Origin of the sequence: Membranihabitans maritimus, from assembly GCF_021729145.1 — a bacterium.
Taxonomy (GTDB): Bacteria; Bacteroidota; Bacteroidia; order Chitinophagales; family Saprospiraceae; genus Membranihabitans; species Membranihabitans maritimus.
In genome coordinates this window covers 73,417-98,018 of record NZ_JAJSLW010000005.1, presented here as the reverse complement: position 1 = coordinate 98,018, position 24,602 = coordinate 73,417, and the positions used below count along the sequence as shown (strand labels likewise).

21 protein-coding genes are annotated in these 24,602 nt (G+C 39.1%); 11 read left to right on the top strand and 10 right to left on the bottom strand.

Annotation, left to right across the window (positions count from 1 at the left end; translation table 11 throughout):
* Positions 1–157: 157 nt before the first annotated feature.
* Positions 158–883: a cell division ATP-binding protein FtsE gene (locus LVD47_RS07290; RefSeq protein WP_236974911.1), complete on the bottom strand. Its 726-nt coding sequence runs from the start codon at positions 881–883 to the stop codon at positions 158–160.
* 81 nt (positions 884–964) lie between these two features.
* On the bottom strand, positions 965–2,056 hold the full coding sequence (locus tag LVD47_RS07285; RefSeq protein ID WP_236974909.1) for a DUF3810 family protein: 1,092 nt from the start codon (positions 2,054–2,056) through the stop codon (positions 965–967).
* A 156-nt stretch (positions 2,057–2,212) separates the two neighbouring features.
* On the opposite strand from LVD47_RS07285, the gene trxA reads away from it, so the two are divergent.
* The 8 genes from trxA to cutA all read left to right on the top strand — a co-directional run bounded on the left by trxA (position 2,213) and on the right by cutA (position 8,220).
* Positions 2,213–2,533 (top strand): thioredoxin, encoded by a 321-nt coding sequence (gene trxA, locus LVD47_RS07280; protein ID WP_236974907.1) that lies wholly within the window; start codon positions 2,213–2,215, stop codon positions 2,531–2,533.
* Positions 2,534–2,609: 76 nt separating this feature from the next.
* Complete coding sequence (locus LVD47_RS07275; RefSeq protein WP_236974906.1) at positions 2,610–3,539, top strand: DUF58 domain-containing protein; 930 nt, start codon at positions 2,610–2,612, stop codon at positions 3,537–3,539.
* Positions 3,540–4,295: a PPK2 family polyphosphate kinase gene (locus LVD47_RS07270; protein WP_236974905.1), complete on the top strand. Its 756-nt coding sequence runs from the start codon at positions 3,540–3,542 to the stop codon at positions 4,293–4,295.
* A gap of 6 nt (positions 4,296–4,301) precedes the next feature.
* Positions 4,302–4,691: an RNA-binding S4 domain-containing protein gene (locus LVD47_RS07265; RefSeq protein WP_236974904.1), complete on the top strand. Its 390-nt coding sequence runs from the start codon at positions 4,302–4,304 to the stop codon at positions 4,689–4,691.
* Positions 4,688–5,626 (top strand): hypothetical protein, encoded by a 939-nt coding sequence (locus tag LVD47_RS07260; RefSeq protein WP_236974903.1) that lies wholly within the window; start codon positions 4,688–4,690, stop codon positions 5,624–5,626. Before LVD47_RS07265 ends, LVD47_RS07260 begins: the two co-directional genes overlap by 4 nt.
* A 27-nt stretch (positions 5,627–5,653) precedes the next feature.
* On the top strand, positions 5,654–6,496 hold the full coding sequence (locus tag LVD47_RS07255; protein ID WP_236974902.1) for a BadF/BadG/BcrA/BcrD ATPase family protein: 843 nt from the start codon (positions 5,654–5,656) through the stop codon (positions 6,494–6,496).
* 2 nt (positions 6,497–6,498) lie between these two features.
* The gene (gene pfkA / locus LVD47_RS07250) at positions 6,499–7,485 is read left to right on the top strand and encodes a 6-phosphofructokinase (protein ID WP_236974901.1); all 987 of its coding nucleotides are present in this window, start codon (positions 6,499–6,501) and stop codon (positions 7,483–7,485) included.
* Positions 7,486–7,899: 414 nt separating this feature from the next.
* Positions 7,900–8,220, top strand: a complete 321-nt coding sequence (cutA, locus tag LVD47_RS07245) for a divalent-cation tolerance protein CutA (protein WP_236974900.1) — start codon at positions 7,900–7,902, stop codon at positions 8,218–8,220.
* A gap of 817 nt (positions 8,221–9,037) precedes the next feature.
* Here cutA and LVD47_RS07240 read toward each other — a convergent pair.
* From LVD47_RS07240 to LVD47_RS07230, 3 genes are all read right to left on the bottom strand, one after another.
* Entirely contained in the window at positions 9,038–11,377 is a 2,340-nt protein-coding gene (locus LVD47_RS07240) for a T9SS type B sorting domain-containing protein (protein WP_236974899.1), read from the bottom strand.
* 15 nt (positions 11,378–11,392) lie between these two features.
* On the bottom strand, positions 11,393–12,724 hold the full coding sequence (locus tag LVD47_RS07235) for a T9SS type A sorting domain-containing protein (protein ID WP_236974898.1): 1,332 nt from the start codon (positions 12,722–12,724) through the stop codon (positions 11,393–11,395).
* A 657-nt stretch (positions 12,725–13,381) separates the two neighbouring features.
* Positions 13,382–13,573, bottom strand: coding sequence for a hypothetical protein (locus tag LVD47_RS07230; protein ID WP_236974897.1), 192 nt, complete (start codon positions 13,571–13,573; stop codon positions 13,382–13,384).
* A gap of 94 nt (positions 13,574–13,667) precedes the next feature.
* Here LVD47_RS07230 and LVD47_RS07225 point away from each other — a divergent pair, with 94 nt between their 5' ends.
* From LVD47_RS07225 to LVD47_RS07215, 3 genes are read left to right on the top strand one after another with little or no spacing between them, the layout of a single operon-like run.
* Entirely contained in the window at positions 13,668–16,811 is a 3,144-nt protein-coding gene (locus LVD47_RS07225; RefSeq protein WP_236974896.1) for a tetratricopeptide repeat protein, read from the top strand.
* Positions 16,798–18,450, top strand: coding sequence for a TonB-dependent receptor (locus LVD47_RS07220; RefSeq protein ID WP_236974895.1), 1,653 nt, complete (start codon positions 16,798–16,800; stop codon positions 18,448–18,450). Before LVD47_RS07225 ends, LVD47_RS07220 begins: the two co-directional genes overlap by 14 nt.
* Before the next feature lie 37 nt (positions 18,451–18,487).
* Positions 18,488–19,021 carry a hypothetical protein gene (locus LVD47_RS07215; protein ID WP_236974894.1) on the top strand — a complete coding sequence of 178 codons (534 nt, stop codon included), beginning with the start codon at positions 18,488–18,490 and terminating at the stop codon, positions 19,019–19,021.
* A 216-nt stretch (positions 19,022–19,237) separates the two neighbouring features.
* Here the strand turns inward: LVD47_RS07215 and LVD47_RS07210 are convergent, their stop codons facing one another.
* The 5 genes from LVD47_RS07210 to LVD47_RS07190 all read right to left on the bottom strand — a co-directional run bounded on the left by LVD47_RS07210 (position 19,238) and on the right by LVD47_RS07190 (position 24,535).
* A complete protein-coding gene (locus LVD47_RS07210; RefSeq protein WP_236974893.1) occupies positions 19,238–19,717 on the bottom strand; it encodes a DUF456 domain-containing protein in 480 nt (159 codons plus the stop codon).
* A 353-nt stretch (positions 19,718–20,070) separates the two neighbouring features.
* Complete coding sequence (locus tag LVD47_RS07205; protein WP_236974892.1) at positions 20,071–20,697, bottom strand: carbonic anhydrase; 627 nt, start codon at positions 20,695–20,697, stop codon at positions 20,071–20,073.
* A gap of 369 nt (positions 20,698–21,066) precedes the next feature.
* Positions 21,067–22,236 carry a nicotinate phosphoribosyltransferase gene (gene pncB, locus LVD47_RS07200; RefSeq protein WP_236974891.1) on the bottom strand — a complete coding sequence of 390 codons (1,170 nt, stop codon included), beginning with the start codon at positions 22,234–22,236 and terminating at the stop codon, positions 21,067–21,069.
* A gap of 255 nt (positions 22,237–22,491) precedes the next feature.
* Positions 22,492–23,181: a TIGR04282 family arsenosugar biosynthesis glycosyltransferase gene (locus LVD47_RS07195; protein WP_236974890.1), complete on the bottom strand. Its 690-nt coding sequence runs from the start codon at positions 23,179–23,181 to the stop codon at positions 22,492–22,494.
* Positions 23,132–24,535 carry a TolC family protein gene (locus LVD47_RS07190; RefSeq protein WP_236974889.1) on the bottom strand — a complete coding sequence of 468 codons (1,404 nt, stop codon included), beginning with the start codon at positions 24,533–24,535 and terminating at the stop codon, positions 23,132–23,134. The genes LVD47_RS07195 and LVD47_RS07190 overlap by 50 nt, the downstream gene beginning before the upstream one ends.
* Positions 24,536–24,602 lie beyond the last annotated feature (67 nt).

The following is a 24,602-nucleotide window of genomic DNA, read 5'->3' as shown; positions in this document are numbered from 1 at the left end:
CGAGACTTGTGAAACTTAAGTTAGCCCGCATATATCAAAGGGATCCTATAGAAATCGAATAATTCATTTACTGCCGAAATTTAAATCAAATTCTACCGTTTACGGCACATAGGCTCCGGATCTCACTTTCCGACTCCCCGGCTTCCATCTTTCAGGCTTACAACTCAATAATCTGCCCCTTTTCACATTTAAGCACCCGTGCATCGGGTTTCTTTTCAATTAATGTATAGTCATGGGTCGCAAATAAAACCGCTGTATTGTGATTTTTTTGAAGATTCAATATCAAATTCAGAATTTCCTGGGAGGTATCAGGGTCTAGATTACCTGTTGCCTCATCTGCTATAATCAATTCCGGTGAATTCAATAAAGCCCTGGAAATAGCCACCCTTTGCTTCTCGCCCCCAGACAATTGATGAGGGTATTTATGCGCCTGGTATCTCAGGCCCACTTCCTTAAGTGCATTATCTATTTTTTGATCTATTTCATTAATAACTTTCCAACCGGTGGCTTTCAAGACAAACTTTAAATTGTCATATACCGTTCGATCATCAAGTAATAAGAAATCCTGGAAAATCATTCCAAGTTTTCTACGTAAAAAAGGGAGTTTTCCCCGTTTAATTGATTTCATATCAAACCCACTTACCGTGGCTTCCCCTGCATGGAGTGGAAGAGCTCCGTAAATAGTCTTCAGTAAGGAAGACTTACCGGATCCTGTTTTACCAATTAAAAAAATAAATTCACCCGGTACAATTTGCAAATTAACTTTATTCAACACCATATAATCCTTCTGATATATATCAGCGTTTTTCAACTGAAGGACATAATGGTCAACATATTCTTTTTTCACTGAATCTTGAATTTGCGGTTCTACAATGGTGTCCATATTTAGATGTTTTGCATTAACATATTATCAAAAGTAATAATATTTATTGTATTTACATAAAAAATATACGCATTGAGATCCTTAGTTTGATTTTTCATAGGTCAATACCATTCTTACCAGCCTGTTGTAACTTTGGAGGCCGCCCTCTACTTTGTTAAATGACAAATAGGAACCGTATATTTTATTTCGGACTTTAGGCATAAATTCAGGATATCTTTCATCCAATTTTCTGCGTGCAGCGAAATCAGATTTAACTTCGGTACTAAGTGACTCCCACATTTCATTTTGAAATGTACGATTGAGTTTCCGCCCATCAGATGCCATATACAACCAAAGGGTAAATTCTGCTGAATACTTCACGAACCAATCTTCGCTTTTGAGACACGAAAGATATCCAACAAAATTGGCATCCCCTTCATCGGTCACACCGAAACCATGTGCCAATTCATGGGCTATTACATAAGGTTTTTGGCCGGTAAAAAGGGCTTTGTCAATATAAGATTCGGATCCAAAGGGAAAATAAAACCCCGCTGTATTTAAACGCAGTAGCGTACCTGGTGGTACAAAATTCTTACATGCCGGATTGAGACTGGAATCTTTTCCAAAATCATGGACGGTAGATTTGACCTTATCCAGCAAATGATGGTAATATGTTCCTGTCCAGTCCTTTGTCGTATCAGGAAGCGGCGCATTTCTCCTTAAATAATTTAATCGTTGGGTCTGTCTTTTCCACCTGTCTTTAAACTGATTGGTATCGACCTCGACAAACTCATTGTTAAAATAAGTCCTGGAAATGGATTCCTGGGCGTAATTAAATCCCCACATCCAATAAAATAAACAAGCGACGAAAATCACAAAAGTGGTGACGCCCAAAAGGGAATTCAATAAAATATGGCGCCACGAGTCGGATCGAAGACCTATAATACCGGCTACAATAATGACAAATGTAATGGCCAGTAAAACCTGATAGACGGGCACTTCCGAAAATTTACCTACCGATTGCAAATTTTTATTTAGCGGGACAAAAATAGTTTTATAGAACCAATCTGCATGGTCCTGGCTTGCATTCACCCATATTCCAAAACACATGGTAAGAAAACCGACAAATAAAGCAAAAGTAAATCCGGAATGATCTTTAAAAAAAGCGATGATCCTTTTTGAGGTAATTTTCATTATTTGTTTAATTCAAAAACACAGAATAATTATAAGTTCTAACCAATAAAAAGATAAATTTATTATTTATTTATTTTTTTAAAACCATCGTATCATTTTTTGCGTTTATTCATCGATATTTGCCTTATTTATTAGAAATTAAAACATTAATGCGAAATGGCTTTTGAATTAACAGACACGAATTTCCAGGAAGAAGTATTGGATAAAGAAGGCCTTACTGTTATAGATTTTTGGGCTGAATGGTGCGGTCCCTGTAAAATGATAAGCCCTCTTATTGAGGAATTGGCAGAGGATTACGACGGCAAAGCCCTGATTGGAAAAGTAAATGTAGACCACAATCCTGACTTATCAATAAAGTATGGAATTCGAAGCATTCCCACTATCCTTTTTGTCAAAAATGGAGAAATCGTGGATAAATTGGTAGGCGCTACTACAAAGCAGACGCTTGCAGGAAAAGTTGAAGAACACTTGTCCTAATTTTTATAAATTAGCTAACAAGATATTAAGCCTCTATCATAATTGTATGTAGAGGCTTTTTTATATATTTGGATCTATGGCATCACTCAATGAAACGTATTCCCTTCACGAGGTTGAAAACTTTGAATTACTTGCCAAGCAAGTGGTTGAAGGGTTTATCATCGGTTTGCACCAGAGCCCATATCACGGTTTTTCTGCTGAGTTTGCAGAACATAAACTCTATAATCCGGGGGAATCGACTAAAAATATCGACTGGAAAGTATTTGCGCGAACAGATAAATTATTCAACAAAAGGTACGACGACGAAACAAACCTCCGCTGCCAGATCGTGATCGATTCATCCTCTTCCATGACATTGAGTAACCGGGGAAAAGGCATTAATCAATTGTCAAAAATTCAGTGGTCCGCACTGGCATCAGCTTCTTTTATGTATCTTTTGAAAAAACAAAGAGATGCCTTTGGGCTAACCCTTTTTGATGAATCCATTCACCTTCACAGAAGAGCTTCCGGTAGTTTGAAGCAAATGAGACTACTAATGTCTTACCTTGATGATATCTATCACAATCCACCGGACCATAGTAAAACCACAAACATTGCAGAGGCCCTGCACGAAGTAGCAGAAAGGATCAAAAAAAGATCTTTAGTAGTGATCTTCAGCGACTTCTTTGACCAAATGGATAATCTCGACCCGGTTTTTTCAGCGCTACAGCACCTGAAATATAATAAAAATGAAGTTATTGTTTTCAATGTAATTGACCTTCAGAAAGAAGTGGAGTTCAAATATAGTAACAAACCAATGAAGTTTATTGACTATGAAACCGGTGAGACACTTAAAGTAAGGCCTCAAGATCTGCAATCTGTATATAGAGAAAGAATGGATTCATACCTCAATCATTTGAAACTAAAGTGCATGCAATTTGGAATTGACTTCCAATTAGCCGATATCAACAGGGATTTCAATGACGTTCTAAGAGCTTTTTTAATTCGAAGAAATAAAAGTATTTAAATGGTAAGACTAAATGAAATTTCGACCAGAGCACCTGAATCAATTGATAAATCCGACACAGAAGACACTACAGAGGAACTCGCCAAAGAACTCGGGGAGTTACAAACTACCCTTTTTGCAGAAAACAAACATTCCCTTTTAGTAGTGCTGCAAGGAATGGATTCCAGCGGAAAAAATAGTTCGACCCAGGCCGCATTTGAAAAATGCAGTCCGGCAGGAATCCGTTGCTTTTCATTTAAAGCCCCGACAGAGGAGGAATTGAGTCACGACTTTCTCTGGAGAGTGCATCAGAAAGTACCGGCAAAACGAATGATCCATATTTTCAACAGGTCCCATTACGAAGATATATTAATTCAAAGGGTTCATAATTGGATAAATGAAGAACGGGTACACCGAAGAATGGCATCTATCAATAGTTTTGAAGAACTTTTGCAATACGACAACCACACTACTGTATTAAAATTTTACCTTCACATTTCAGCGGAAGATCAGAAAAAAGAACTTCAGGAACGAATCGATGAACCTGAAAAAAATTGGAAACATAACCCCAATGACTGGGAAGAAGCCAAACTATGGGATCAATACATGGAAGCCTACGAATACGCTATCAATAATAGTACCATCCCCTGGCATATTATCCCTGCTGACCAAAGTTGGTACAGGAATTATTTGGTAACTTCTACCATTGTTGATACACTAAAATCGCTGAATATGAAAAGACCCGTGCTAGATGAATCTACAATGGAACTAAAGTAATTATACATGGAGGAGACGAGAATTGATAAATGGCTGTGGGCTGTAAGGATATTTAAGTCAAGAACACAGGCCAACAATGCAACTAAAAAAGGTCATATTTCCATTAATGGAGAAAAAGTCAAACCTTCATCCACCGTTACGGTAGGCGATAACCTGACGGTGAAAAAAAATGGGTTTATCTATGAATTCACTGTAGATAAAATTATCGATAAGCGAGTCGGGGCACCAATTGCTATCACGTGTTATACCGATAATACACCGGAGGAGGAACTCAATAAATTCAATAAATGGTATGTGGGTAAATCAAAGGGTGAATTTCGAGAAAAAGGTCTTGGGCGCCCCACCAAAAAAGATCGCCGGGAAATAGAAGGATTCAAAGATATAGAAGACCTATGAATCCTCTAAGGGGGTTGTTGTTATTGGTTATCTTTTCCAGTAATCACTTATACAGCCAGCCAGATTCCGCCCTGATTGATGATATCTATTCGGTGCTGGTAATTGATTCGCTTACCATTCAGGCCCCACCTGCAGAATTAGATATCAAATACTTTATTGACCAGACGGTACATGATACCACTTTTTACAAAGCGTTTCGAAATCTGAGAAGCAGTTCATATCAATTTCGGTCTGAGTTGTATTTTTATGATAAAAATTTTAATCCGAAAACATATTTGCGGTCCGAGCGCGTACAATATTTTGACCATAATTACAGAAGCAATAAAATAATCTCGGAACAATTTGATAAAAAATTTTATAAAGGCAATGGCGATTACCGGTATTTTACCGCAGCGATGTACGACCGTTTATTTTTCACCAATGGGAAAGTAAAAGTAGATACCGCTATCAGTAAATTGGAATATTCAGATCCGGATTCAAAAATGGAATCGTATATTAATGAATTGAAAAAATTGGTTTTCCAACCGGGCCGGGAGATAGATATTCCCTTTATTGGACATAAATTTTCTGTATTTGATTCAGATTTGAAAAAGCACTATAACTTTTACCTAAAAACAGATACCATAACTTTTCCCTCCCCAGCTTACATTTTTGAAGTAACAGTCAAACCGGATAGCCCTGAAAAAGCAACCGCTGTAAAATCCTTAAAGACTTATTTTAAAAAAGATAATTTCCAAATCCTCGGACGCAGGATCCAACTTGCCTATAAAACCCTTATCTATTCATTTGATGTAGAAATGAATATAGAAACCATCAAATACGAAAATAAATACTATCCCGGACAAATTAATTACACCGGATCATGGAATATTCCTTTCAAATCATCTGAAAATTGCGAATTTTCTTTTAATATTGTCCGTTTTTTAGGAGATTGAATTAATTCATCCATTAAAGTAATCTTAATGATATTAATTCTAGAATGTGGTTCTACAAAAAGCGATTGGAGTGTCATATCGAAAGAAGGAGTCGAGAATAGATTTTCAGGTGACGGAATAAATCCTTCTACTATCGAGTACAACTTACTTCGCGAACATATAAAAGACGGGGTTGCATCCATTGAGAAACCGGAAGATATAAAGAAAATCTATCATTATGGCGCAGGAGTATCCGGTAAAGAACAAGAAGAGATTTTGTCAGAAATATATACCCACTATTTCCCGCATTCAGCTATAGAAGTCAACAATGATGTCGTGGCTGCGGTAAGATCGACATTGGGAAATAAGGAAGGGATCGTTTGTATCCTCGGCACCGGTTCTAATTCGTGTTATTTTGACGGCCAATGCATTGCTGCCAATTACAATGGACTGGGGCATATGATCGGGGATGAAGGAAGTGGAGTGGATCTGGGAACAAGAATTATTAAACTTTTCTACAGTGAATCCCTTCCGCCACACATCAAAAAAGAACTTGAACCTGAACTGGGTAACCGCTCTGCCTTTGTTAAGAAATTGTATAATCACCCGAAACCAAACAGGTATCTGGCAACTTTTGCTAAATTTGCAGGTACGTTCAAAGATGAAATGGTTGTAAGGGAAGAAATTCGTGATGCCTTTCAACATTTGATAAGGAATTATTTATCAAAATACCCCAAAGTTCAAGAGCTTCCAATTAATTTTGTCGGCTCTATTTCTATTCATTTTAAAGAAATTCTGGAAGAGGTATTATCAGAGAAAGGACTTACCATGGGGACTATAGTACTCAAACCGATTCATCAATTAGAAATTTTTCACACTAAGGACTTGTAATTATGGAAGCAAGAAATATTGATAGAATAGCAGTTTTGACCTCAGGAGGAGATGCTCCGGGAATGAATGCTGCCATCAGGGGAGTAGTGAGAACTGCAGCATACCACAACAAACACGTTTACGGCATTTACCGTGGATACGAAGGAATGATCAATGGTAACATCAAAAGAATCGAAACCAATGATGTAGGAAATATTATACACAGAGGCGGAACAATGCTCAAAACAGCCCGAAGCAGAGAGTTCTATACTCCCGAAGGAAGACAAAAAGGCTATGAGAGTTTGCAGGCTCATGATATAGACGCCTGTGTAGTCATAGGGGGAAATGGCACCTATACGGGCGCCAAGATCTTCTCAGAAGAATTTGATTTCCCGATGATTGGAATTCCCGGTACTATTGACAATGATATTTTTGGAACGGATTTCACTATAGGTTTTGATACGGCACTTAATACAGCAGTAGATGCAGTGGATAAGATCAGGGATACGGCGGATAGCCACAACCGGGTATTCTTTATTGAAGTGATGGGCAGACATTCGGGATATATTGCCCTTCACGCCGGGATCGGAAGTGGGGCTACCGGGATCCTGATTCCCGAAAATGATAAAACCATTGATGAAATGGTGCATCAAATTAAAAAAGGACATAAAAGAGGAAAGTTATTTAGCCTCGTTGTGGTAGCGGAGGGAAATAAAAATGGAGGTGCTTCGGAAATTGCCAAAGCTGTTTCAGAAAAATATAAAGACATTGAAGCTAAAGTGTCCATTATAGGACATTTGCAAAGAGGTGGTGCCCCTTCTTGCCATGACCGTGTGCTAGCCTCCAGGTTAGGAGCCGGGGCTGTAGATGGACTTTTAAAAGGAATTTACAACAAATCCGTAGGACTCATCAATGACGAAGTGGTATATTCGGATTTTGAAGATGCTATTTCCGAAGTAAAAGAACCCAAACAGGAAATGATACGCATGGCAGAAATCCTTTCTATGTAAAGCCTAAACAGTGGATATTTCCACAAAGGGGTTTTCCGCCTTATTTGCTTTTCAATTCCTCCCGTATTGATTATACCTGAGCGCTACGATTCAGTATGGGTCCTTAGGGACCGGAAGCGCATTTAACAAGACTTGCGCCGTTATGCGGCGGCAACCGTCCCTGGCTTTATCGGGAAAAAATAGAAGGTTTATAGCACATAAAATACGCCCTCTTGATCCGGGCTCACGAATTTTTATTATGGATTTATCAAACGCAGGTTAATATTATATCCCTGTTGACTTTTGAAAATCCCTGGGAAAGTGTCTGGATAGCAGTAATAAGCAATGGAAACTGCAGATCAATGTCAAAATGCAGTTTTACTTTGGTCCCCATATTCCCTATCTTTATTGGCTACACATATAAAAATTAAAGATATGTCTGATAGCCAAATTTTAACCTGTTACACTACGATCGGTTCGGAAAAGGAAGCCCATGAATTAATCAATAAATTACTGAATAGCAAACTTATAGCCTGTGGCGTTACTTGGCCGGCAACAAGCTTTTTTGAATGGAAAGGCAAGGTAGATAATGAAGAGGAGTATATCATTTATTGCAAAACTTCTTTACAGGTCAAAGATAGGTTTAAAAAAGAGATCGACCGGCAACATCCTTATGATGTGCCTTGTCTGCTATTCTCCGAAGTAGAAACCAATGCATCTTATTTTAAGTGGGTTCAGGAACAGACGGGTAATTGAGGAAGACATCATATTTCCCCTTTCTTGGAGAGCTGCCAAATTCGAGCTCACTTTAGGCTTCTAACCCTTTCAATCGGAGCTTTGAGTCCCAAAATGCCGGGTTCTATTCTTGAGTAAAATTCATTATTCTTTTCTTCTGGCTTGAACCATACAGCTTGAAGCTTGTCCAAAGGACTCCCTTGGAAAGGCTTCTTCAGGCTGCCGTCCACGTCATACGTGGCAAGCACACGTCATACGGGGCAGGCTCACGTAATACTTGGTAAGCTTCGGTCTTCCGACTTTACCCTCCCATCCATTCAATCAATTTTGAGGCTGTTTAACCCGTATTTCTCTATCTAACTAAAACAATTCACTATTATACTTTACTTTTCCAGGAAGCTGCCACCAATAAACGGGACAAGCCACCGAAGAACGGGGCAGACCTCCGATAAACGCTGTCGTTGGGACACATCTAAAATCAACTATATGAGCTCTATTAAATAGGCAGAATCCACCCCCGCCCGTTGGGCACCCCCGCTGGCGGGGGAAATTTTCGAACAAATATGGAACAATAATAAAATCAGAAGCGACTTGAGTGATCAAAAGAAAAATTTTATTTCGGTGTCGGGGTATTATCCCCCGCTGGCGGGGGCAAGGGGGTGGATCAAGTCTATATCATATCTTCTTTTTACGATGTGTACCAACGTTAGCCAATAAACGGCGCTAGCCCAGAGTTTCGGGGCAAGCCTTGTATATACTCCTTCCGTTCCCCCTGAAGCTATAATCATTCGTAGAACTCAGGTTAACTAAATATTTTTACTGCTTTCCGACCAAAAAGTTACCGTAACAAAAACACGGATCCTGCCTCTACTTTCACATTCCCCGCATTATCTTGATAGGATACTCTCACCAAATAAACCCCAACGGGCAGACGGTCCCATACTGCAGCGGGTACTCGAGACTCGTTTGAATGGTACATTTCACTACCCCATTTATCAAACAATGTCAAGGAACCAAAATCCCCACACTCTTTGACAATAAGGTCCAAATCATCATTCATTCCATCCCCGTTCGGCGATACAGCATTGGGTATGACTATGCGACAGCCGCCACCGCAGTCGTCATCAGGAACCACTGTATATTTGGCTTCCGCCTGGCAATTCCCTTTTTGTATCATAAATGGATACTCACCATACGCACCAATCTCTCGGACGGAGTCAGCATACCCATCTAACCAGTTAAATTCCACCCCTTCCTTGTCCGGAAGTTCCAGCTTCAGTGAAGAACCTTCGCACCAGGGATAACTATTTGAATACAGGTCTGATTCCTCTTCCAGACGCAATACCGTGATTTCTTTGGATACTACGCAGTCAAATTTATGGCCCGTCAATTCATAAACCCCGGGAGACAAAAAAGGTATATATTCACCGCCATAATATACTTGGCCGTTCACATAAATGGAATCCAGGCTACGAACCTGTATTTCTGTTTCTTCACTACTACATATAAACACAGTATCCGCAAACTTTTCATCGAATGCTACCCCTCCGCCCAATACGGAATATACCGAAAGCGTATCCCGGTAGGTACACCCATCTTTTACTGCTTCCACCCACAAAACACCGTGATCATCCGGTCGGATTACCGTAGAATACCCCGTCTCACCGTTCCACCACAGGATGGAATCATAGTTTTTACCAGGTAGTTTTACCGGCCCGGATGCGCCTTTCCCTCTGCACACTTTATACCTCCTCAAGTCCAGGTCGTATTCACTCTTGCGCGAAACCGTCAACACAGCCGTGTCACGGCATCCTTCTTTATCTACTATATAAAGGTATTCCCCGTCCGGGTCTTTGCCGGGTTCAAAAAGTCCCCCTGCCGATAATTCCGGTTCGAAATACCCGTCCGTTTTATTGGCCATGGGAGACAAATATTGCCGTAAATTGATAAATCCTTTCGTACTGCAATAAGAAACAGTAGTATCCCTGCCCGCCCGGCTCACTTCCCCGGAAAGTTGCAATACACTCCACGAAGAAGTGGAATCGTCCCCGATATGGGTGGTAGTCACTATGGTACGTTCGTATCCGTTTTCCTCAGGCCAATCCGCCCGGTACCGCACACTGCGCAGGAATTCGGATATCTTTTCGGTATCATTACCGTAAGGATTACGCCACTCCCACCGGTGGGGACCGGTACGCTCCAGGGATTCGGAACCGGTAATTTCCTCGAAGGGCACAGCGAACTCATCCGCATATTTGATACGGAAAGAAATATAATCTATGTCTTCTCCGCACAGCCGGTAGGATATATCATCATCAGCAATCCGTCCGGCGGGATTGCACCGGGTAAGGGTATCATAGTTTCCCCCGGTCATATGCCCGGAAGAATTGTCCCCGTCCAGGTCGACTAAGTAGCCGTTTTGGCGGAAGTCGTCTGTGCTCGCTGTCCCCAATATAGTTTCCATTTCATTATTTGTACATAACTCCTCAAATGAATCATTTTCAAAATTTATGCGCAACATAAATCCAGGGTGAATTGCTTGAGGATCTTTTAACCCAAGTGCTTGACCAATATAAAAAGGATTGCCGCATAAATTATAAAACTTTGAAATAGGTCCAACTTGATAACCAATCGACTCATTAAACTCCATTAACGTATCTATACCATTATTATACAAATTGACTGTTGTTACAAATCGTCTATTATTATCTAAATTTCCATCCCTGCTGATAATATCGTCATTAGTGTAAAAATCCCAAAAGAGATAAATGCCTTCATTTAATTCTATCTCTTCAAAAAAGACATTACCTCTCACATCATATTTGAGAATACTATTGCCAAATTCACTTACCAAAAAATCTCCATTTTCATTAATCGCTATACCTGCGTATTTCGCGTCAGATTCATTCCAGGATTGTAACAATATAACCTTATTACTAACCAAATCGATTTCAATTAAATCTTGCGTAGTCGCTCCATATAATTTTCCATTGGGATGAAAGGCTAAATCATGTAACAAGTCTCTTCGCTGTGCATTAGTCGGTGTGTATGGCAATATATTAGTCACACAAGTCTCTATATCCATTCTATATAACTCATTCAAGGTTCCCAGATAAATATCCTGTGTATGCACACACAATGGGGAAAATACCATCATCCACAAAAATATCCTGGCCATTCAATTCTATATTAACTACTTAATGATCTTCTGGTGAAAGGATAATCCCTTCTCCCCCAGGCCCCGAAGGAAATAAACACCTGAAGCATAATTCGCAAAGTCAATAATATTAGTATTCTTCCCCTTTTCCATCAACCAGGTGTCGGAATATAGAATTTTGCCCTGTACATCCAATAATTGGATTTCAACATTCTGTCTTTGACCGGATACTATATTTGTATTCAATCGATTATTTACAGGATTGGGATAAAACTGATGAGATGGTTGAGTTAATGAATAGCCAGACTGGTCAACACCCGACACTTCCAACGAAACATTGGAAATTTTATTAACTTCACTGTCCACTATTTCAATGGAATTAGTATGCAATGTAGAAATCCGATTTAGGAACTTATCGCTTCTAGACTCTACTAAAATCTCAATATAAGAATCCGTAGTGGATTCCAAGCCTTTACCCAATTTCGGGGCCAAATGAACAACTCTCAATTCCCCATTCTCTATCCTGTAATCTTTCTTAGAAAATCCTGGCAAATCCGACCGGACATCTACGATATTCAATTCATCCTCATTATAGCCAAGGAACCATTGTAGTCCGGCTATCCCATTCGAACGGTCAATACCAAGACGTATTCTATGCTTCCTTTGCTCTGCCAGATCCAGGTTAATTTCTTCTACTTTCTTTAGGCTGGGAGGCGAACAACTACTCCAGCAATAATAGCAATTACTTGCATTCAAATCGCCTTTTTTTATTATCCGGAAAGAAAACAAATTATCCACCGTTCCACTACTACTGGGATCTCCCTGAACCGATATATTCTCCATCGGATCATACCCATAGCTATACAGGGAACTATTCTGAGATGCATTTTCGAAATTATGTTTATCTGCATTTTGAATCGCCATCCAATATTCATCAGAAGGCCAATAGCCCGACGAAGACATAATTGCCTGTTGCCAAAGATTTGTATCGGTTGTATCTACATCCCCATCCTCATCGGCATCTCCCGCTATAAAATTGTAATTATCTAATTGAGCTTGGCCTAAAGCATGTTGTTCAACCAAAATGGCATCTATAATTGATAATCCATGTATACCATTATCATTAGCTACAAGATAAAGATCAAATTCATTTTCACCCAAAGCTGTATGATATTTAATCTCCATTTCTCCAATACCGCTATTACATTGCGAATAGGCAGATGCAGTTCTTCCAGATCCTGGGGAAACAGATTTATTCTCTATATTAAATTCTAATCCTTGAACTCCTTTATTTCCATCAAAATGCTCACCCTGATAAATTAATCTTGGTTCTATGGTGGTCCAAACTTCAAATTGTGAATAACCCAAATTTGAAATCAGACAAAACAAAACAAGAAATTTATACCTGAACAAAATTTTTAAAATAAGACTACTTCGATTGAGGTGGCCTGCGATTGAGGTGGCCTGCGATTGAGGTGGCCTGCGACTGAGGTGGCCTGCGATTGAGGTGGCCTGCGACTGAGGTGGCCTGCGATTGAGGTGGCTTGCGAAAAGTACTTTTTCAAACTCATGATCTGTGGTTTTTTAAGTGTGTAAAAATTAACAGTGATTCCAATTTAATACATTTTCATAACATAACAAAATACATTACAAATATTTTATTAAATTAAGTAATTATTTCGACAAATTGATTTCGACAAAATTCACATTAATAGAAACAAAACATATTTATATTTCATTCAATCCAAAAAGAATTAAAATTAGTACCCGGTATTCAACTTTATCCCTCATAGGATAGTATTGATGACAAAAATAGTTCAGATCATAGGCTATCACAGAAGTAAACATAGAGTTACACCATGCCATCATCACACACAGCGCCTAAACTCAACGAAAAGACAGTAGGACATCATATTTCCCCTTTCATGGAGAGCTGCCAAATTCGCGCTCACTTTAGGCTTTTCACCCCCTTTAATCGGAGCTTCGAGTCCCAAAATGCCGGGTTCTAATCTTGAGTAAAATTCATTATTCTTTTCTTCCTTCTGACTTGAAGCGTACAGTTTGTGGCTTGTCCAAAGGACTCCCTTGGAAAGGCTTCTTCAGGCTGCCTTCCACGTCATACGTGGCAAGCTTCGGACTTCCGACTCCCGGCTTCCGGCTCAACAGCCCATCCATTACATTTTTAACATATAAGTATCTTTTTAAATTTGTATCCATTTCATAATAATGTACCTTTACATTATTTGTGGATATGATACAATAAAAACAAGTACTTTAGCTTTCTTAATTGAAGAAAAATGACCACCGTATTATGATACAAAACGTATTAAAGGGACTGGCCCTGATGGCAGGGTTACTTATTTCGCTTCCATCTTTCGGGCAATATTCTTATAAGGATCTCGACGAATTCAAACAGTACCGGCAAGCGCTGGAAATTTACAACAAAAATGCGTTTGCACAGGTAATTCCCATGATCGATGAATTTCTGGCCACCAACAAAAAGGTATATGAATCAGAATTTCAAAACATCCGTATACACGCCGAGCTATTAAAAGCCCAATCCGCCCTGTATAGTGACCAACCCGACGGAGAAGAACTACTGGTAGATTTTATAGAAAAGTATAAACCGGATCCTCAGGCCAATGAAGCATTATTCAATCTCGCGGATTACTATTTCAGATCCCGGAAATATGACCAGGCCATACAATACTATTCTATGATTGCTTCAGGCACACTAGATGTAGAACAATACAGTGAGACCGCTTTCAAACTTGGATATAGTTACTTCGTTAAAAAGGATTTTGAAAAAGCACAAGCCGAATTCCATAAAGCGAAAAACGTACAAAGTGAATATTATTACGACTTGAATTACTACTACGGAGTCTGCGCTTATTTTCAGGAAGACTTTCAGGAAGCAATTAGTGCCTGGAAAGTAGCCGAGAACGATAAATCATATGGAAGGCTAATCCCCTATTATTTAACCCAGATCTACTTCGCAAATGGTCAATATCAGGAATTAATTTCCTATGCCCTCCCCTATTCCCAGGAACGCGGGGTCCGGAATCAAAAAGAGATTAATCAACTTATAGGTCAAAGTTATTTTGAGCTCGGAGATTATGAAAAAGCCCAACCCTACCTGGAAGAATACGAAGCAAATTCCGGTAGTATGCGTGCTGAAGATTTTTACCAACTGGCATACGTACAGTATAAAAACGGGGATTATGAAAAAGCCATCCCCAACTTCAAAGAATTGAGCAATGAAGAAAACAGTCTGGGACAAACGGCAATGTATTACCTGGCCGAATCCTATATGCAGGTCGGGAATAAAGGTTCTGCGCGAAATGCATTCTACAATGTAGTGCAGTACAAAGACAACATGCCCCTGCGCGAGAATTCATTATTGAATTACGGGAAACTATCTGCAGAGTTGGGATATGATGTAGACGCAATCAATGCCTTTTCCAAGTTTTTACCTACCTCTCAATTTTACAATGAAGCACAGGAATTAATGGCGGAAGTATTGATTAATACCAAAAATTTCAAGAAATCCATAGAAATAATGGAGCGCCTGGATGAATTATCTCCTTCCCTGAAAGAGGCGTATCAAAAAATTACATTGAACCAGGCTTCTCTCGATATCAAGAATAATGATTTAAGTGCTGCCCTGGGCAATCTCGAAAAAAGTTTGAAATACACCCCTTCTACCGCCCTTCAGGCAAAATCATTTTTCTGGAAGGGGGAAATTCTCAGCCGACAGGAGAAATATGCCCAGAGTGAAGGAGAAATCAATAAATACCTGGCCATAGCCAAGGCAGCTAATGCCCAGGCAGGGAAAATAGATTTTGAAGTATCTGAATCTTATGCGCATTATATCCAGGGATATAACCACGTAAAAACCAATGACTGTGACCAGGCAATAAGAAGCTTTGAAAGCAGTATTTCCTTAAGTAAAGCCGGCTCTCAAAACGTATCGAATGATCAATCCAAATTATCAGACCGCATAATGGGCGATGCATATATACGCATCGGGGACTGTTATTTCAAATTACGGGATTACAATAAAGCCTCTCAGCGTTACCTGGAGGCAGCCAATAGAAAGGTGTCGGGGTATGACTATGCCTTGTACCAAAATGCACAAATCCAGGGTCTATTAAACCAGCCCAACCGCAAAATGCAAAGCCTGGATCGATTGATTTCCGAACAACCCAGTTCATCGTATGCTGATGCTGCACTCTTTGAAAAAGCTAATACCTTCATCGAATTGAATGAAATGCAACAGGCCATTATCCCCCTCAGACAATTGGTGAGTAAATACAAAGGAAGGAGTAATTTAATCAACAAAGCTTATTTCAAACTCGGTCTTATCGAATACAACCTGGGGAATAGCGACCAGGCCCTCGGCTATTACAAGGAAATTCTCAATAACAACCCTACCAGTGAGGAATCCAGGAATGCCCTGGCAGCGATAGAAGAAATTTATGTAATCGACCAGGGAAATACCGACGCTTATTTTGATGTTTTGGAAACAGTACCGGGTATGAAAGTAGGACAAAAGCAAAAGGATTCCCTCCAATACAGTGTGGCCAACAGTTTTTATGAAAACGGGCAATATGAAAAGGCAGCACTTGCCTACGGAGAGTATTTAAACCGGTATCCCAAAGGATTGTACGTATTAGATGCGTTATTCAACCGGGGGGAATCAAATGTATTGCTGAAAAAATTCGGTGAAGCGCTTAATGATTATGAAAAAGTAATTGCAAAAGGCAATAGTTCTTATTACCGGGATGCGGTAAAAAAAGCCGCCATTATCGCTTATAATGACCAGAAAAATTTTGAAAAAGCCTTGAAATACTATGCAATGTACGAAGAACTGGCAACCGGTAATGACGAAAAATTCACCGCTCAGGTCAATGCCTTAAATTCTGCATTCGAAATTGGAAATCAAGAGGCCATACTACAATTTGCCAATAAAGTAAAAGACAATCCACTAGCGAATTCTGATCAAAAAAGCCTGGCTTACTTTACAATCGGGAAAGCAGCTATCGAAGCCGGGCAACCTATGGAAGGATTACAAAACTTCGGATTTGTCATTCAAAATTCTGACAACGAACAAACGGCAGAATCCCGTTACCTTATTGCTAAAATATTATACGACCAGGAAAATTATGAACAGGCAGCAGTAAAATCCAAAGAAGCCTACACTGAAAACGGCGCATATCCTTACTGGGTAGCTAAAAGCCTATTATTAAATTCCAAAATCCTGATTAAACAGGACGATCTATTTAACGCCCGTGCCGCCGTGGAAGCCGTTAAGGAAAACTTCTCATCCGACCCAGGGATTATTTCCGAAGCCGATGCCATATTGCAGCAAATCACACAATTGGAAAAACAAAACAGTAGGATTGACGAATCATCCAACTCGGGTGAACTACAATTGGATTATGAAAATAATTAATATCAAGAAACCTTTTGCAATGCAAATACAATATCAATATATCGTTCCCATTTTCGCTTTGGTTTTATTCGCCTTTAACACGCAGGCCCAATCTGACCTCCCTACCAGCGAAGTGGAAGTTGTAAAACAGTTCGAAGCGAGATTAATAGATTCCAAACGAATTCCCATAGACCCGGTCTCGGAAGAAGAAATTAAATCAGAAAAGGAATTCAGGTACAGCGTAGAAGACCATACGGAAGAATTAACCTACGATGCACCCGAGATCAAACCATTGGGGTATCGGGCCGGTGATGGCCCCGACACTTATGGTGGCTATTTAAAAGCCGGTGCCGGATATCCGTTAAATTATCTTGTACAGGGCGGGTATAATTTTTTTATAAATCAAAGCGTACAAGCAAACGTATTCGGCGATGTCAGGGGATTGCAGGATCATGAAGTAGAGGGCCGTGAGGCAATGAATATCGATTTCAAGGGAGATTTGAATTTCTACACCGATGTGGGATTGAAAATTAATACGTATGCCGGTTTTGCGACTGATCATTACACCTATTACAATCCGGTGGGCGAGATAATTGATAGTTCACTAAACGTGGATAAAGTAAAGTACAATGATTTTACACTTGGGGCTAACATAAATAATTTTGAGGAAAATGATTTTGGTATTGATTATTCCGTTGCTGTCGAAGGGAAATTTCTAAAATCCAATTTTGCACAATCGGACAATACCTTTAATCTTTACGGAAACGTCCATAAAAAGTTTGGCGACAAGTGGTTGGCTTCGTTAAATCTCAACAGTTTCAACGATATTTATGATGACGGCACAAAGCACAAACAAAATTACTTTGAATTCAATCCCTATATTCAATTCTCCTCCGGGAATTTCAAAATTAAAGGCGGTGTTCTCCTACTTTCTTCTGGGGAAGATGCAGGGGTCAAACCGGATGTAGAAATTGAATATTCTCTATTGGATAGCCGCTTAAATATATTTGCCGGAGCTACCGGAAAATATAAAATCAACAGCATGCGCTCATTAATCCATGAGAACCCCTTTGTCGACCATGTTTTTGACAGCCTTACCCTGTCCAATATCAATGACTATTATGCCGGGGTAAAAGGAAGCATGACAGGTATTAATTACAATTTACGGGGTGGATTCCGGTCTATCGAAAATTTAGCCATTTTCCAAATCACTAATGAAGATCCTTACCCTTTGTACGCACCTATTTTTGAAAATGCAAAAAATATCTATGCAGAACTTTCTGTCAGTATGCCGATACTGGACAAATTAAATATCTATTCTTTGATCCGGTATGATAATTACGATATGGAAGAAATTGAAAAAGCCTGGTACATCCCTTCTACCAAAGTACAGTTGGGTGGAAAATACGGGTTATTGGACGGGAGGCTCAATCTCGGCCTGGAATTTAGCTATCTTTCTGCCGTGCCCCATCCTGAAAATGAATTTGAAGTACCGAATGCAGTATTTGATGTTAATTTAAACGGGGAATATTTATTCACAGAAAGTTTTGGCGCTTTTATTCAATTTAATAATTTGGCAGACAGTCGTTATATTCGCTGGCAAAATTATCAGGGATTGGGCATCAATGTTCTCGGTGGACTTTCCATACGATTTAAATAAAATTTATCCTGTAATCAAAATATAATACGATCATTTTATGAAAGAACTGGGGAACCTATCACAACGAGTTAAAGAATATCAATCCGTAGTAAAAAACACCAAAGACTACAGAAACGAATGGGAGGGCAACCTTAAACCCCGGATTACAGATTTTCTAAACCAGGTAATTGAAGAAACGGGAATTTCGGCTACTATAGAAACCAGGGACCAACTCGGGAATCTCGAAGCATTGGTATTTACCCTGGGAGTAGAACCCAGTGGAATCTATGAGCGCGTAGGTGAGGATTTTAAGAAAAACCTTTACAAAAGTAATGGCATGTTAATTTTCCAACAGTTATTTAATGGTAAGTTGATAATTATGATCGCCTATCCACATATCGAAGAAGTAGCAAAGCCCAAACCCTCCAAAACTATTGAAATTATTCGGCCGGATGAGCTTACAGATGCCTTCCTTATCCGCTATATGGATACCTTTTTGAGCGATATGATTAAATGGGAAGATTTTGATGATAACGTACCACAAAAAATAGGTTTTAATTCCGGCTTTCAGGACAACGGACTGGTGGTATAAATCACTGTTCAAAATCATCCATCCAGTCAATAAATCTAATACAAGCCATATACTAGCAGGAAATTTATCACCTTTCGGACAAATAGAAGATTGAAAATAGATTATAGTAAACCGCTATTTTGTAGGTACGGAATACTACCCTGGTCTTGAACAATAATTGGCATTTTACTTCCGGGTTACCATTATTCATCGTACCCCATACAGGGTATTATATCATTACCCAATCAATTCGGAGAAAAAATACCAGGCAAAAACCAGGCATAATCCCAGCTTAAGGCCGGAGCCGATAAGAAAACCAATAAAGGATCCAAAAGCAGCCTTCATAGCTCTGGAAGAATCCCGGGGGTCAAAAAATAATTCACCAACCAGCGCACCCAGAAAAGGCCCAATGATGATACCCAAAGGCCCCCCAAACAAACCTAGAATCATTCCGGCCAGAGCCCCGCGTTGACCGGATTTACTTCCACCAAACTTTTTCGTCCCTATCATGGGAATAAAAAAATCCAGTAGTACAATCCCTACCATCACTAAAAAAGAGAGGGTCAAAAACTGACTGGTAAAATTTCCATACGCCGTAAAGTGCAAAATCAACAAACTTACCCAGGCAAGTGGAGGTCCCGGTAAAACAGGCAAAAAACTTCCGGCGATCCCACCCAGGAGCAAAACAATTGCGACTATAACCAAAATAATCTCCATGGTATCCAATTAAAAAGGCCAACTTCTACAGAAAAGTTGACCTTATAAATATAATCTAATTAATTTAGAATTAAAGGAAATCTACGATATACCCGATACGCTTTGGATTGTCCGTTAATATTTAAATAGAGGAAATTGATCCGGACGAAGAAGCAACCGTAAACCTGCTGTAGGTAAGCCGAGGCTTGATGCTGGAATTACGGAGAATTTCGTCAAAAATACCGGTCGAATTCAATCGTTTTGGATATAGCACCGGAAATATATGCACATACCTACCCTTTATTGTTTGCTTTCCAAAATAATCTGTGCCATTATCTTTTCACCAGACACAATGATTGGGAATGCATTCTGTTTTAATCCAGGTGATAAATTTCCATAACATTTTCCATAATCTTATCGTAATTAATTTTCAAATCGATAAGACCGCCTGAATTAATATCAAATACCCAACCGTGGACTGTAATACCTCTATCCCGATAGGCACGTTGAACCTCTGCTGTTTTAATGGTGTTTATACATTGCTCTTGTACATTGAGTTCAACAAGTCGTTTGTACTTTGATTCTTCATCTTCTATGCTGTTGAGTTCTTCTTTATGTATCCTGTAAACATCTCTTATATTCCGTAACCAGGGATTAAGGATTCCTAAATCTTGCGATTGCATAGCAGCTTTTACACCACCACAATAATAATGTCCACAAACTACTATATGATTAACTTTTAAATGCACAACAGCATAATCAATTACTGACATAGCACTTAAATCTGTATTTGGAACCATATTGGCAATATTCCTATGAACAAAGGCATCTCCTGGAGAAACCCCCATAAGTTCTTCTGCTGTTACTCGACTATCAGAACATCCTATGTATAGAATTTCCGGACTTTGCCCTTTCGACAGGTTCTTAAAATAAGAAGAATCAAGATTCAATTTTTCTTGAACCCAATTTTGATTGTTTTTGAAAATTTGCTTAATATCCATATTATAAATTATTTGTGAAGTTTTTTTTCACGCTTTATACAAGTTATTACTAAGTATAATCCTACGTTTATTTAATAGAAAAATAAAGTCCCGGACTGCACATTTTTATTAGATGGTCAATTTTTACCGACCTGACCCGCTAAAAAGATTTCATTAAAGCTGAAATATTTACCTGTAACCCGATTTTTAATTATAAGCCCTCGCAGTATCAGGAATTTACTAATTCAAATTAACATAAAATTCATTGATATAGCCCGATGCTCTACATTAAAATTAAATTAGAATCTACGAGTTGGAATATACTAAATTATCGCTTATTACTACGGTACACAAAACTTAATTAAATCTAAAAATCAGATTATAATCGCCTTAGTATTGTAGATCGATGAGTTGCCTGGCCAGTTGGATCATTTGCGGATCTCCCGAATGCTTTGCCGTTTCATCAGATAATTTAATTGTCGGTATCCAACCACTTTTATGAGGTTTGGCCGCAGTCATTTTAATAACAATATTCATGGGCTCCAGTCCTACATCGTTCGTAAAATTAGTCCCTATACCGAAACTAAACCCTATTTTACCCGTACAAAATTGAGCTATTCGATCTACTTTCTGCGGATTCAATCCATCGGAAAAAATGATGGTTTTACTCAGCGGATCTATTTTCAAATCACGATAATGCTGAATCGTCATAGTCGCAAACTGGATGGGGTCACCACTATCATGTCGTACACCATCAAATAATTTTGAAAATTTCTTGTCAAAACTTTCAAAAAACACAAGGGATGTATATGTGTCCGATAATGCAATTCCCAGGTCACCCCGATATACATTTACCCAGTGTTCCAATGCCATTGTATTCGCCATTTTGAAACCATACCTGGCACCGTGATACATAAACCATTCATGGGCGTGGGTCCCGATAGGCTTTAATTGATATTTATGTGCAAGATGTACGTTACTGGTCCCATTGAAATACTTACCACCATGGTCTTTCAAGGCTTGAACTACCAATTCGTGAACAGCAAGTGAATGTCTCCTTCTGGTTCCGAATTCTGCGATATAAAGCTGTAAATCCCTATAGTGTCTGATTTTATTCTCTGCAATTTTATACACTTCTTCATCCCCGAGTCTGTTGGAATCCGAATATTGGTAATATAATTCGCAAATACACGACATGATCACGACTTCCCACAATATGGTTCTATACCAGGGCCCTTTTATTTCTATCTTAAGCGAACTATCCATCTGGTTGATACATACTTCGGAAGGATCATATCGGTAACCACGGAGAAAATCAAGGTAAGTAGCATCCAGGTACGGACAATTTTCCCTCAAAAAGGTATACTCCTCATCAGTTAGCGAAAGGGAGGCCAGGGTTGACAATTCTTGCTGCAAATGCTCACCAAAACCCGGGGGGAATTTGTGGTCTCCCCTGTTAATAAATGAATATTCTGCAAAGGCATCAGGAAAATGCTTAATTACGGCATTCTGCATGGTGAATTTGTAAAAATCATTATCGAGAATAGATTTAATTATCATTTGTTTACAAGGATTTATGGATCAAAGTTTTTCCTAAACCTAAATATAAGCGGAAGTTAATTGAAGGTAAATCTCGTAAAAGCGTTTTTAAAAATAAGCTTTGGGGCCAATGAAATGAAAATATTGTTCTGGACGTCCCCACGGGATTGAACATAACCGGGACTACATGACTGACGCACAACAAAGTATGGGATGAAATTTGTCAGCAGCCGCCCAACGTGATAGATTCAAAAATGCGCTTACGAAAGGTAAAAGTCAAATGGCAATATGCTGATCTATAAAGGCACTAAAATCTTTGAAATTCTTCCAGTCCTCCAGGTAATCAATATCATCATAAATATGCAACATACGTACTTCGAGCCCTTTTTGTATAATTTTTGCAATTGTATTTTGTAATACCGATTCCGTAGACCATTTTATATTTTTGAAAAAATTGTAATCCTTTTTCATGGCAATGGCGTAATACCCCCCATCATTGGTTGGTCCCAGAACGACATCTTTTTCATATAAATATCGAAAACCACGCTCCATTTCCGAAGCCACAAAATAGGGACAATCGGTACCAATTAACATTACATACTCATATAAGAAAAGTGTATCGACAAAGGCATTCCACATTCGATCTCCCAGGCTTTGGCCTTTTTGAACCTTATATTCAAATTTAGATAAATCATATTGCGACTGTAATTCCTTTATGAAATCCGTATCAATATAATCACTGAAGTACAGAAAAACGGTACAATTCAATTCGATTGCCTGTCGAATGGTATGATCTACCAGATACTTATATATTTCTAACGCCTTTTCATCACCCAAAGATCGGGCTAGACGGGTCTTTACCTGCCCCTTTTCAAAGTTCTTCAAAAAAACAATTAAAGCATTATCCATCCGCAAATTATTCCTGTAAATAGATTCCCAGGCTCTTTTTTCTTGCCAAATAATCATATTTAGCTATGATCAAGTTTATTTCAGCCTGTTCTTTTCTATTTTGAGCATTAATTAGATCAAAACTATTTGAAGCCCCTAACTTAAAACTTAAATTAACATTTTCAAAGAATTTTGTTGATGCATCTAGAGTTTTTTGCGCTGCAACAAAACTTCTATAAGAAGATTTAACATCTGTAATGGTTATTTCAAACTCTTCTCGAAATCCCTGTTCTTGCAATTCTTTTTGTATTTCTGCATCTCGATGATTGATCTTAGCCCTTTCCACGTTTGCACTTATTTGGCCTTGCGAATATATAGGCAACGATAACGAAAGTCCCAGACCCAACCCCCAATTATCGCGCAATTGATTGGTATACGGTATGGGCTCAAACCTGTAGGTAGGGTTTTCAAACCCTACAACCACCTGATCTCCATTTAAGTAAACGTTTTGTTCATCAATGGATACTCCCGTAGGTATTGCCTGTGAACGCACGGATGAAAAATTTGTACTAAATGAACCTCCCAATGAAATGCTCGGATAGTATTGACTCTGTGCAATCCCAATCCCTAGCTGTGCTCTTTCTATCCGGAGCTGAGCGGCATTAATTTCCGGCGATACACTGATAGCTTTTGATCGCAATTGGGTCATATTTAATGCCTGCCAGGGTTCGATTTCCGTATCAAGCAAATCGGGATATCCCAGCTCTATTTCCTTATCTACCGGCAATTGTAAAACCTGTTTGAATCGCAGAAGCCCTACATCTTGTTGATTTTGGGCTTCTATCAACCGTTGCTCCGATGATGCGTATTCGGCCTCAATTTCTAACAGTTCATTTTCAGGTTTTGATCCCGCCTCTACTTCTCTTTCTGTACGGATCATTTGTTCATCCAGTAACTTCAAATTAGATACGGCAATCTCTACATTTTCCTGCGCAAATAATGCCTGAAAAAATAATTGCACCACCTGAAGTTTTACGTCCTGCTCTGTTGCATCTGCACTAAGCCTTGAAATATCCTGAAAAAGTTGTGCATCAGCCACTTGTTTGTGAAGTAACCCGCCATTGAATAATTGAATTCCCGTACTCAGACTCAAACTTTGGTTGTTATTGCTCTCGGTGGTAAATGTATTGGTGGTCGGATCTATCGTTCGTCCCAGGCTGGTACTGTGGTTTCCGGAAAAATTCAGTGAAGGCAACCGCCTTTGTCGCGTGGCAGAAAGATCTATGTTTGATTGCCGGATAAGGTTCTGTGCCTGGATTATGCTCAAGCTATTCTCCTCGGCATGCTTCAGTGCTTTGTCCAGTGTCCAAAATTCCTGGGATGACAATCCGACAGAACAAAGAATAAAGGCCAGTAAAGTGAGAATTCTCATAAATTCTAATTTTTAATAAAAAAAACAAACTGCTGTATTTCCTGAAAATGTTTTCTACAAAACCCCT

Excerpts from the sequence above, each read along its gene's own strand:
- LVD47_RS07290 (WP_236974911.1), bottom strand. The coding sequence starts at position 883 with ATGGACACCATTGTAGAACCGCAAATTCAAGATTCAGTGAAAAAAGAA.
- pncB (WP_236974891.1), bottom strand. The coding sequence starts at position 22,236 with ATGATAATTAAATCTATTCTCGATAATGATTTTTACAAATTCACCATG.
- LVD47_RS07195 (WP_236974890.1), bottom strand. The coding sequence starts at position 23,181 with ATGATTATTTGGCAAGAAAAAAGAGCCTGGGAATCTATTTACAGGAAT.
- LVD47_RS07210 (WP_236974893.1), bottom strand. The coding sequence starts at position 19,717 with ATGGAGATTATTTTGGTTATAGTCGCAATTGTTTTGCTCCTGGGTGGG.
- LVD47_RS07285 (WP_236974909.1), bottom strand. The coding sequence starts at position 2,056 with ATGAAAATTACCTCAAAAAGGATCATCGCTTTTTTTAAAGATCATTCC.
- LVD47_RS07260 (WP_236974903.1), top strand. The coding sequence starts at position 4,688 with ATGAATCCTCTAAGGGGGTTGTTGTTATTGGTTATCTTTTCCAGTAAT.
- LVD47_RS07240 (WP_236974899.1), bottom strand. The coding sequence starts at position 11,377 with ATGGCCAGGATATTTTTGTGGATGATGGTATTTTCCCCATTGTGTGTG.
- pfkA (WP_236974901.1), top strand. The coding sequence starts at position 6,499 with ATGGAAGCAAGAAATATTGATAGAATAGCAGTTTTGACCTCAGGAGGA.
- LVD47_RS07190 (WP_236974889.1), bottom strand. The coding sequence starts at position 24,535 with ATGAGAATTCTCACTTTACTGGCCTTTATTCTTTGTTCTGTCGGATTG.
- LVD47_RS07205 (WP_236974892.1), bottom strand. The coding sequence starts at position 20,697 with ATGGATATTAAGCAAATTTTCAAAAACAATCAAAATTGGGTTCAAGAA.
- LVD47_RS07270 (WP_236974905.1), top strand. The coding sequence starts at position 3,540 with ATGGTAAGACTAAATGAAATTTCGACCAGAGCACCTGAATCAATTGAT.
- cutA (WP_236974900.1), top strand. The coding sequence starts at position 7,900 with ATGTCTGATAGCCAAATTTTAACCTGTTACACTACGATCGGTTCGGAA.
- LVD47_RS07220 (WP_236974895.1), top strand. The coding sequence starts at position 16,798 with ATGAAAATAATTAATATCAAGAAACCTTTTGCAATGCAAATACAATAT.
- LVD47_RS07275 (WP_236974906.1), top strand. The coding sequence starts at position 2,610 with ATGGCATCACTCAATGAAACGTATTCCCTTCACGAGGTTGAAAACTTT.
- LVD47_RS07255 (WP_236974902.1), top strand. The coding sequence starts at position 5,654 with ATGATATTAATTCTAGAATGTGGTTCTACAAAAAGCGATTGGAGTGTC.
- LVD47_RS07215 (WP_236974894.1), top strand. The coding sequence starts at position 18,488 with ATGAAAGAACTGGGGAACCTATCACAACGAGTTAAAGAATATCAATCC.
- trxA (WP_236974907.1), top strand. The coding sequence starts at position 2,213 with ATGGCTTTTGAATTAACAGACACGAATTTCCAGGAAGAAGTATTGGAT.
- LVD47_RS07230 (WP_236974897.1), bottom strand. The coding sequence starts at position 13,573 with ATGGATACAAATTTAAAAAGATACTTATATGTTAAAAATGTAATGGAT.
- LVD47_RS07265 (WP_236974904.1), top strand. The coding sequence starts at position 4,302 with ATGGAGGAGACGAGAATTGATAAATGGCTGTGGGCTGTAAGGATATTT.
- LVD47_RS07225 (WP_236974896.1), top strand. The coding sequence starts at position 13,668 with ATGATACAAAACGTATTAAAGGGACTGGCCCTGATGGCAGGGTTACTT.